10 protein-coding genes are annotated in these 10,501 nt (G+C 35.5%); all 10 read left to right on the forward strand.

Translation table 11 applies throughout. From position 1 onward, the window contains the following. Positions 1-854, forward strand: an 854-nt coding sequence (gene rfbB, locus E1171_RS15770; RefSeq protein WP_155207011.1) for a dTDP-glucose 4,6-dehydratase, incomplete at its 5' end; no start/stop codon positions are given. Positions 855-868: 14 nt separating this feature from the next. Beyond that, positions 869-2,647 carry an SLC13 family permease gene (locus E1171_RS15775; protein ID WP_155207012.1) on the forward strand — a complete coding sequence of 593 codons (1,779 nt, stop codon included), beginning with the start codon at positions 869-871 and terminating at the stop codon, positions 2,645-2,647. 3 nt (positions 2,648-2,650) lie between these two features. Then, a complete protein-coding gene (cysC, locus tag E1171_RS15780) occupies positions 2,651-3,241 on the forward strand; it encodes an adenylyl-sulfate kinase (RefSeq protein WP_155207013.1) in 591 nt (196 codons plus the stop codon). 23 nt (positions 3,242-3,264) lie between these two features. Beyond that, the gene (gene cysD / locus E1171_RS15785) at positions 3,265-4,170 is read left to right on the forward strand and encodes a sulfate adenylyltransferase subunit CysD (RefSeq protein ID WP_155207014.1); all 906 of its coding nucleotides are present in this window, start codon (positions 3,265-3,267) and stop codon (positions 4,168-4,170) included. A 128-nt stretch (positions 4,171-4,298) separates the two neighbouring features. Then, a complete protein-coding gene (gene cysN / locus E1171_RS15790) occupies positions 4,299-5,558 on the forward strand; it encodes a sulfate adenylyltransferase subunit CysN (RefSeq protein ID WP_155207015.1) in 1,260 nt (419 codons plus the stop codon). A 39-nt stretch (positions 5,559-5,597) separates the two neighbouring features. Then, positions 5,598-6,380 (forward strand): 3'(2'),5'-bisphosphate nucleotidase CysQ, encoded by a 783-nt coding sequence (cysQ, locus tag E1171_RS15795; RefSeq protein WP_155207016.1) that lies wholly within the window; start codon positions 5,598-5,600, stop codon positions 6,378-6,380. A gap of 48 nt (positions 6,381-6,428) precedes the next feature. Beyond that, positions 6,429-7,784 (forward strand): flippase, encoded by a 1,356-nt coding sequence (locus E1171_RS15800; protein WP_155207017.1) that lies wholly within the window; start codon positions 6,429-6,431, stop codon positions 7,782-7,784. A gap of 75 nt (positions 7,785-7,859) precedes the next feature. Further along, positions 7,860-8,939 carry a DegT/DnrJ/EryC1/StrS family aminotransferase gene (locus E1171_RS15805; protein WP_155207018.1) on the forward strand — a complete coding sequence of 360 codons (1,080 nt, stop codon included), beginning with the start codon at positions 7,860-7,862 and terminating at the stop codon, positions 8,937-8,939. 4 nt (positions 8,940-8,943) lie between these two features. Then, on the forward strand, positions 8,944-9,822 hold the full coding sequence (locus E1171_RS15810) for a sulfotransferase family protein (RefSeq protein WP_155207019.1): 879 nt from the start codon (positions 8,944-8,946) through the stop codon (positions 9,820-9,822). Next, positions 9,812-10,501, forward strand: a 690-nt coding sequence (locus E1171_RS15815; protein ID WP_155207020.1) for a glycosyltransferase, incomplete at its 3' end; no start/stop codon positions are given. The genes E1171_RS15810 and E1171_RS15815, both read left to right, overlap by 11 nt.

Consider the following 10,501-nt stretch of genomic DNA (forward strand, 5'->3'; position numbering starts at 1 on the left):
CAAGATACAAGTTTATTGAAGGAGATATTTGTAATAGAGGGTTATTAGAATCTATTTTTAAGAATTATGATATCCGTGGTGTGATTCATTTTGCTGCTGAATCCCATGTGGACAATTCAATTAGTGGTCCGGAAGCATTCATAAAAACAAATGTAAATGGAACCTTTACTTTGCTGGATGTCGCTAGAGAGTATTGGATGAGTTCGCCTTTTTATTTTAAGCCTTCATATGAAGAGTGTCGGTTTCATCATATTTCCACCGATGAAGTTTATGGTTCTTTGGGAGAACAAGGTTTATTCACAGAAGAAACTCCTTATGCCCCAAATAGCCCCTATAGTGCTTCAAAGGCATCCTCTGATATGGTAGTGAGAAGTTTTTTTCATACTTTCGGGATGAATGTTGTGACCACTAATTGCTCTAATAATTATGGACCGAAGCAGCATAAAGAAAAATTGATTCCTACTATTATTCGAAAAGCTTTAGCTAGCGAGCCGATCCCAATCTATGGGGATGGTAAAAATGTTCGTGATTGGTTATACGTATTAGATCATTGTAGGGGGATTGATTTGGTCTTCCATAAGGGTGTTTCTGGGGAAACCTATAATGTTGGAGGACGAAATGAAAAGACTAATTTACAAATTGTAAATAAGATATGTAGTATTCTTGACGAATTGAATCCTTTGTCTGGATCAATATCCTACAAATCTTTGATTACTTTTGTAAAAGATAGACCAGGCCATGACAGAAGATATGCAATTGATGCGAACAAAATTGAAAGTCAACTGGGATGGAAAGCAGATGAAAATTTTGAAACTGGGATTGTAAAGACCATACGGTGGTATCTTAGTCGCTAATTGGTAATTGAATTATGCCGCAAGAGGAGGCAAATAAATGGATTGTAATGCTTACAATGGGTATAATGATAACCCTATTGGTAAAAGATAAGGTAAGGCCTTCCTTAGTATTTATTGCTGCTATTGTAATTCTTATTGTTTCAAAAGTAATACCAGTAACCATTCTAGTTGAAAGTCTTGCCAATAAACAGATTTTAACCATTTTTTTGATTATTATCCTTTCTGCAGTTATTCAGCAGAATTTTAATATTCAAAAGGTTTTAGATAGGTTCCTTGCAGGGAGTAAAAACGGAAGAGTTTTCATGTTGAAGATGAATATTGTGGTGGCAAGCATGTCCTCTATTTTCAACAATACGCCTATTGTGATTTTGTTTGTTCCTTATGTATACAGTTGGGCAAAAAGAGTAGGAGTGGAGCCTTCCCGTTTATTGATGCCTTTATCTTTTTCTGCTATATTAGGAGGGATGATTACCATTGTGGGTACATCTACAAATTTGGTTTTAAATGGGTTACTCGAAGCCCAAAAGGAATCTCTGTTAACATTTGGAGATTTTTTTTATTTGGGACTTTTGGTAAGTTTTGTCGGAGTAATATACCTATATTTTTTTGGATATAATATGTTAAATGGGAAAGCCACCTTAGAAGAGGAAATAAAGGAGCACTATAGGGAATATTTTGTAGAGGTGAAAATATCTCCGAACTCCCTTTATAAAGGGAAATCTTTAAAGGATTCCTCTTTGCAAAAACTCAAGGGTATTTGTTTGATTGAGGTGATCAGAGCCGATAAAGTCTTTAACGTGGTAGAGAATTCCTCACTGGAGTTACAAAGAGGTGATCGACTTATCTTTACAGGAAATATGCCCGAAATTATTGAGTTATTAAAGGGAAATCAAGATCTGGAGCTTGCAAAGAATAGTAAATTTGATTTTGCAGATCAAATGAATATTGTGGAGGCTTCATTACCATCAAACTCGATTTTGGAGGGAGTGAAGATAAAGGATTCTGATTTTCGGAATAAATACAGGTCTGTAATTATTGCAGTCCATCGTAATGGCGAGCAATTAAGCGGTAGGATTGGGGAGATAACCTTGAGAAGGGGGGATTTATTATTGTTGGCCAGCAGTGATAATGCCTCAAATTATCTTTTGAAAAAAGATTTTTACCTCCTATCGACAAAAGAATCATTTGAGCTTAAATCTAAATGGAGTAATAATTTCTTTTTGACAGGTTTAGTTTTATCTATTGGGTTCCTCTTACTTGGAACCATTGATCTTTTTTCAACTTTATTGATTTTAACAGCTTTGGCCTTATTCTTAAATATGGTAAGTTTGCAAAAGTTAAAATCAGAAATAGATTTGGATTTATTGGCTATCCTTGTTGCATCCTTAGCCATTGGCGATGCATTTATTTCATCTGGAGCTTCAGGTTTCCTGGCAAGTAATTTTTTAGATTTCATATTGCCATATGGACTTATTCCAGTTTTAATAGGATTGGTTTTATTTACACTTTTAATAACTTCTTTTATTACTAATGTAGCCGCTATCTCTGTAGTTTTTCCTCTTGCCTATTCCATAAGTCAAACATTGGGAATAGAGGGAAAGCCATTGTATTTGGCAGTGGCATTTGCGGCTTCAGCTGCTTTCTTAACTCCCATAGGTTATCAAACAAATTTGATTGTAGCAGGGCCGGGGGGATATGGATTTCGAGATTTTTTTAAAGTCGGAGCACCTTTAACCTTTTTATATCTAGCTTGTAGTTTGCTTTTTATAATTTTTAAATACCAGTTGATCTAGATAATGGATAACGATAATATTATTCCTCATGATCATAAGATCAGGAAGGTCGATCGAAATACTAAATATAAGCATGCCTCGTTTGTGGTTTGGTTTACCGGACTTTCTGGTTCAGGCAAGTCAACGCTTGCAGGGGCCTTGGAAAATAAGCTGTTTGATGAAGGGTACCATACTTATATTTTGGATGGAGATAATGTTCGAAGGGGTCTGAATAAAGATTTGGGATTTTCAGCAACCTCACGGACTGAAAATATCAGGAGAATAGGTGAAGTTTGTAAGTTATTTGTCGATGCAGGAATTATTGTTCTTTCGGCCTTTGTATCGCCTATTGAGGTGGATCGTCAAAAAGTTAGGAATTTGGTAGGAAAGGATAACTTTGTCGAGGTTTTTGTGGATTGTCCGGTTGAGGTTTGTGAACAGAGAGATGTAAAAGGTTTGTATAAAAAGGCTAGGACTGGAGAAGTTAAGGAATTTACTGGAATTAGTTCTCCTTTTGAGAAACCCGTTGCCCCTGATGTTATTATAAAGTCTGACCAACAATCAATTGAAGAGTCTGTCCTGAAGGTTTGTGAGGTGTTAAAATCAAAGATATAAACTTATAGCTAAGTTATTTAAAAATGAGTAAGTATTTTTTAAATCATATTAAAGAATTGGAGGCAGAAGCTCTTTTTGTATTAAGAGAAGTTTTTGCTCAATTTGAAAACCCTGCTATTTTGTTTTCAGGTGGTAAAGATTCTATTGTTGTTACCCATTTAGCTCGAAAAGCCTTTTTTCCAGCAAAAATTCCTTTTACGCTTCTTCATGTGGATACAGGACACAATTTTCCAGAAACTATAGCATTTAGGGATGCTTTAGTAAAGGAATTAGGTGTAAAGTTGGCGGTTGGTTCTGTGCAAGAGTCAATTGATCAAGGGCGTGTCGTGGAAGAAAGGGGTAAAAATGCAAGTAGAAATGCTCTTCAGACAGTGACCTTACTGGATACAATTGAAGAAAATAAATTTGATGTTTGTATTGGGGGAGGCCGTAGAGATGAAGAAAAAGCAAGGGCAAAAGAAAGGTTCTTTTCTCATCGGGATGAATTTGGACAGTGGGATCCCAAAAATCAACGGTCAGAATTATGGAATATTTTTAATGGAAAACATCACCAAGGCGAACATTTTAGGGTATTTCCAATAAGTAATTGGACAGAAATGGATGTTTGGCAGTATATTGATATGGAGAATATTGCTATTCCATCTTTATACATTGCTCACGAACGGGAGGTTGTTTGGAGAGATAATACTTGGCTCCCTTTTTCCGATTTTCTTACCCTTAGATCAGGGGAGAAGGTGGAAAGAAAGCAAGTAAGATTCAGAACCTTGGGAGATATTACTATTACTGGGGGAGTTGAGTCTGATGCTGATTCCCTTGAAAAAATTGTGGCAGAAGTAGCTGCTGCCCGTCAGACTGAAAGAGGAAACAGGGCAGATGATAAACGTTCCGAAACGGCTATGGAGGACAGAAAGAGGGACGGATATTTTTAATAACCAGTTTCGAGTTTAATTTAATTCCATAACATGGACTTTATTTCGGGTTCTTATGTAATTAGTTTTCATCTTTTAAAAGGGGCTTTTATTTCTAATAAGGATATATAATAGTTAAGTAATTTCAGATGGCAAATATAGATAATACTCAACTTCTTCGATTTACAACTGCAGGTAGTGTTGATGACGGGAAAAGCACTTTGATTGGCCGATTGCTCTATGATTCAAAGTCCATTTTTGAAGATCAGTTAGATGCCGTAAAAAGGTCAAGTGAACGTAAAGGATTGAGGCATGTTGAGCTTGCCCATTTGACCGATGGTCTGAAGGACGAAAGGGAGCAAGGAATTACCATTGATGTGGCTTATCGTTATTTTGCAACCCCAAAGCGAAAGTTTATTATTGCAGACACCCCAGGCCATATTCAATACACTAGGAATATGGTGACAGGAGCTTCAACAGCTAATCTCGCTTTGATTTTGGTAGATGCAAGAAAAGGAGTAATAGAACAAACTTGTCGCCACTCTTTTATTGCCTCTCTGTTACAAATACCACATTTGATTGTCTGTGTGAATAAAATGGATCTGGTAGATTACAGTGAAGAGGCATATAATAAAATTGTTGAAGAGTATAAGGAATTTGCAGCAAAACTGGAAATTAATGATATACGGTTCATACCGATTAGTGCGTTGAAAGGTGATAATGTGGTGAATCGTTCGGAAGCCATGTCTTGGTTCAAAGGGTCTACTTTGTTGAATACATTGGAAACTATCCATATAAGTTCAGACCAAAATCATGTGGATTGTCGTTTTCCGGTTCAAACGGTTATCAGGCCGCATAACGATGAATATCATGATTATAGAGGGTATGCCGGCCGAGTGGCCGGTGGAATATTTAAACCAGGAGACGAGGTTACTGTTTTACCTTCTGGTCTTGAATCTAAAATCAAAAGTATTGATACTTTTGATGGAAAGGTAGAAGAAGCTTTTTCCCCCATGGCGGTAACGATTACCCTGGAGGATGAGATTGATATAAGTCGGGGAGATATGATTGTTCGGAGAAACAATCAACCTCAAGTGGCCCAAGGTTTGGATGTAATGATATGCTGGCTGAATAATAAGGGGCCTCAACTTCGTGCCAAATATATTCTTAAACACACTTCAAATGAGGTCCGTGCTGTATTGAAGGAAGTATTGTATAAAGTTGATATTAATACCCTGCATCGTATAGAGGAGGATAAAGAAATCCAGATGAATGATATCTTCCGAGTTAAGATGAGGAGTACTAAGCCTTTGATGATTGATTCTTATCGAAGGAATAGAGTGACTGGAAGCCTAATTTTAATTGATGAAGCAACTAATGAAACGGTTGCAGCAGGAATGATTATTTAATTATTTAGACGAATTTACAGTTCGTGACAAAGATATTTGATGGATCGAGGGAAAATAAAGCCGCTGTTGGAATTGGCAAAAGATGCTGCATTAAAAGCAGGTATTAAGATATTGGAAGTTTACCAAAATGAAGAACTGGATGTGGAATTGAAAGGAGACCAGTCTCCATTAACCAAGGCTGATAAATTAGCACACCAGGAGATTGTTAAAATTTTGGAAAACTCTCCACTTCCAATACTTTCAGAGGAAGGTAAAAATATTCCTTATGAAGAAAGGAAAGGGTGGGAATATTTCTGGATGGTTGATCCTTTGGATGGGACTAAAGAATTTATCAAGAAAAATGGGGAGTTTACCGTAAATATAGCCTTAATTAATGGACAAAAATCCATTATGGGGGTTGTTTATTCACCTGTGCTAAAAAAGTTATACTGGGGCGGAAAGGATTTGGGGGCTTTTATGCAGGAAGGTAATGAGGCTATTATTCAATTGAAAAAGCGAGAAACTGTTGACCTAAGTCAGGAGGGGATTCGAGTAGTTGCTTCTAGGTCACATTTAAATAATGAAACTGAAGAGTTTCTTAGCTCATTGAATAGCCCGGAAATTGTATCTATGGGTAGTTCCTTAAAGTTTATGTTATTGGCAGAGGGAAAAGCGGATGTTTATCCTCGTTTTGCGCCCACTATGGAGTGGGATACGGCGGCAGCTCATGCCGTGATAAATGGAATAGGTTATGTGGTTCGGGATCAATCCGGAAAAGGTGCAGAAGAATTAGTTTACAACAAAGAAAATCTATTGAATCCGAGTTTTTTGGGGATAAAATAAGTTTGGGATATTTTTATAAAATGAGGTTGCTTTGAATAAAATTTAAGCATGATTAAGACAACTATTAAAAAAATGTCTGATGCTTATTTTGACCAGCATTTGTTAGAAATAACAAAAAAGGCAGGGGCATCTTTGGGAATTAAGGTTATTACTATGGTTTTGGCTTTTGCTACTAGTGTATATTTGGGAAGAACATTAGGGGCAGATGGGTTGGGGAAAATTAATTTGGCCAACAAAATTTTATCCCTATTTACTTTGGTGACAGCTTTAGGCTTGGGCGATGTCATTATGAAAGAAGTAGCAATAGGAGGTGAAAAGGGAAATTTTGGATTTGTTCATGCCGTAATTAATCGTTCTAAAAATCTTTCTATCGGCTTTGGACTTTTTTTAACGGTAGGTCTACTTTTGCTAGTTCCTTATTTTTCAATTACTTTTTTTAAGGATCCTTCTTTAAAGTTTCCTTTAACTCTTTTTATTATTGGTTTGATCCCTTTTACTCTAATCAGCTTAAACTCCTGGGCCCTTAGGGGGATGAAATTTACCTGGCAGGCTAATACATTACAGGAGTCCATCGGTACTTTAATTAGATCGGTTGTTATTTTTGCTGTGGGTTTTTTTGGACTGAGCCTTACAGTTGACAATGTGGCCATTATTTATTTAGGGTCTTTTTTTTTAGTCTTTATTATTTCTCAAGGCTATTTGATAAAAACATTTAAACCCGTTGAAAAGAAAAGGGCCTCAGTCAGCAATAGGTATTTATTAAAGACATCTCTTCCCTTACTTGTAGTTTCTTCAATGGGGGTTTTATCTACCAGTACAGATACCATAATGTTGGGGTGGCTGGAAAGTACTGCAGAGGTAGGTTTATATAGTGTAGCTTCAAGGTTAGCATTTTTAACGAACTTCTTATTAATTATTAGTAACTCTATAATCGCACCTAAGATAGCATCTTTATATGCTGAAGGAAAAATTAGGGAGCTTGAATTAATGGTTCAAAAGTTAACTTTATCATTAATAATAGTAGGAATATTTACCCTTTTTTTTTACGTGCTATTTGGGCAACAAATGCTTACATTATGGGGAGAAGAATTTGGATTAGCGAATAAAGTTTTGATTTTATTGGCTATTGGCCAATTTATTAATGTTTGCACCGGAGCTGTTGGTTATTTATTAACTATGTGCGGCTATGAACGTTTATTGGGGAAGGTGTCTATTACGTTTGGTCTTTTAAATATTTTTTTAAACTTCTTTTTTATAAAAATTTGGGGAGCTTGGGGAGCTGCTTTAGCAACTGCAATAACCATAGGGATAGAAAATTTTGCTAAAGCTGTGCTAGTATATAATAGGATGAAAATTATGACTTTACCTTTTTTCTTAATTAGAACATATAAAAAAAGGCAATAGATTATTTAATCCTATCCTTTTGATAAAAATTATTAGTTAAAAGAACCTTATTTAACTTTTAGATCTAATAAGTGTATGATTAATGTTACACAACCTTTTCTTCCTGAGGAGGAGGAATATAAGCAATATATAGAGGGTATTTGGGAACGGAAGTGGCTTACAAATAATGGACCCTTGGTTAATGAGTTAGAATTGAGGTTAAAGAAATTTCTGGGCTTGAGTCATTTATTGTTTGTTACAAATGGGACAATTGCTTTGCAATTTGCCATTAGGGGCCTGGAGCTGAAGGGGGAAATTATCACTACTCCCTTTTCTTACGTGGCGACCACATCTTCTATTGTTTGGGAAAACTGTAATCCTATTTTTGTAGATATTGAGGCTAACTCTTTAAACATCGACCCCTTAAAAATTGAGGGTGCCATTACGGATAAAACTCAGGCAATACTGGCAACTCATGTTTATGGTAACCCTTGTGATATTGATGCTATTCAACGAATTGCAGATAATTATAATTTAAAGGTGATATATGATGCGGCTCACTGTTTTGGAACCAAATACAAGGGGAAATCTGTATTGGAATATGGAGATATTAGTACCATTAGTTTTCATGCGACAAAACTGTTTCATACAATTGAGGGGGGGGCTGTCGTTACTAAAGATCCTCAGTTGTTAAAGAAAATAGCTTTTCTTAGGAATTTTGGTCATAATGGCCCGGAAAGTTTTCAGGGGGTGGGTATTAATGGTAAAAATTCGGAGTTTCATGCTGCGATGGGGTTAGCTAACTTACCTTATGCTAACGATATTCTTGAAAAAAGAAAGCAGGATCATCATTTGTATAATAGTTGGTTAAAGAAATTGGAACTTCAAGATATTTTTATCAGTGATGATGCAACATATAATTATTCATATTACCCTATATTATTTGATTCTGAAGAGGATTGTATAAAAGTTTTTCAGGCCTTGGAAAGAAGCCATATATTTGCCAGGAGATATTTTTATCCACTTTTGTCTTCTCTTAATTATGTAAATCAAATGGCAATGCCAATAGCGGAAAATATATCCAAAAGAATTCTTTGTTTGCCCCTATACTATTATTTATCGAATTCGGAGATAGATATGATCTGTAGGATAATTTTAAGAACTTTAAAATATTAATTAAATGAATTTGGATCAACCTTTTTTTATTCTTGGAAATCCACGTTCAGGGACATCCTTATTTAGGTTAATGCTTAACAGCCACCCAATTTTGTGTATTCCTCCCGAATGTGGATTTGCCCAGTGGTGGTTCGATCGTTATGGGGGGTGGAAAAAAGAGGATAGCACTGACCCTTTGAAAGTAGACCAATTTTTGACTGATTTAGCAGGATCAAAAAAAATAGAGGGGTGGAGAATTGATTATCCTAAATTGAAAAAAATTATTCTTGAGAATTCTCCTCAAAATTATGCAGAATTGTGTGGGATAGTTTATGTTTTTTATGGAAAACAGCAGGGGAAAAACCATATCAAATGGGGTGATAAAAACAATTATTATATAAATTATTTGCCTTTAATTAATAAGATTTACCCCAAAGCGAAATTTATTCATCTAATACGAGATGGAAGGGACGTGGCTTGTTCTTATCTTGATTTGCAAAAGCTTGAAACAAATTCCCGGTACAAACCTGTTTTGGCTTCAAATATCGAAGATATTGCCAGAGATTGGAAGAAAAACATTACCCAAATAGAAAGGCATTTTTCTTTACTGGCTAAAGAAGACTATTTAGAAATTAGATATGAGGACCTGATTAGTAAGCCAGAGCCTACCTTAAAAAAAGTAATGGCTTTTTTAGGAGTTAAATATAGCTCGGATTTATTGACTTTCTATAGATCACAATATTTTGATGAGCCAATTGAGACATTGGATTGGAAGAAAAAGACAATGGGGGAAATAGACAAAAAAAATACTCAAAAATATAGGAAAATTTTTTCTTCCTCTGAAATTGGAAGGTTTAATAATATTTGTGGGAATATACTTTTAAGGTACGGGTATGAAATCTGATGGGTATATGGTAAGCGTGCGATTAATGACCTACAATCATGGCCGTTTTATAAAAAAGGCTATGGAGGGAATTATGATGCAAAAGACCTCATTTCCTGTGGAGGTCGTGGTAGGAGACGACTTTTCTACAGATGATACACTTGATGTAATTAAGTCTTTTAAAGATTCCAAAAATATTCGTATTCGTATTTTGGAGCGTCCCATAGGAGGAGATTATTGGAAAAAGAGAAAAGAATTAGGAAGGTTATATAATTTTCAAAATATACTTGAGAATTGTACTGGAAAATATATTGCTTTATTGGACGGCGATGATTATTGGACAGATCCTTTGAAGCTACAAAAACAGGTAGATTTATTAGAAAGTAATCAAAATCTGGCTATTTCCTGTCATAATGTGAAAATTATTTCTGATGATGTTGACGTTAAAGATGTGGTGTTTTTTGGTGAAAGGAGGGAACATCCCAGGGAATTAACTAATTTTCAAGTTTTATTGAAGGGCAACTATATACCTACCTTGGGTGTAGTTTTTAGGAATAATAACTTTCCTCTACCAGTTGAATTTACAGATTTTCATGTGGGTGATTGGCCTTTACACTTGCTTAATGCTCGGTTTGGAGAAATTCATTACAGTAGAGAATCAATGGGAACATATAGAATTCATGGGCAGGGAATTCATAGA

This window comes from Xanthovirga aplysinae, from assembly GCF_009711365.1.
GTDB lineage: Bacteria > Bacteroidota > Bacteroidia > Cytophagales > Cyclobacteriaceae > Xanthovirga > Xanthovirga aplysinae.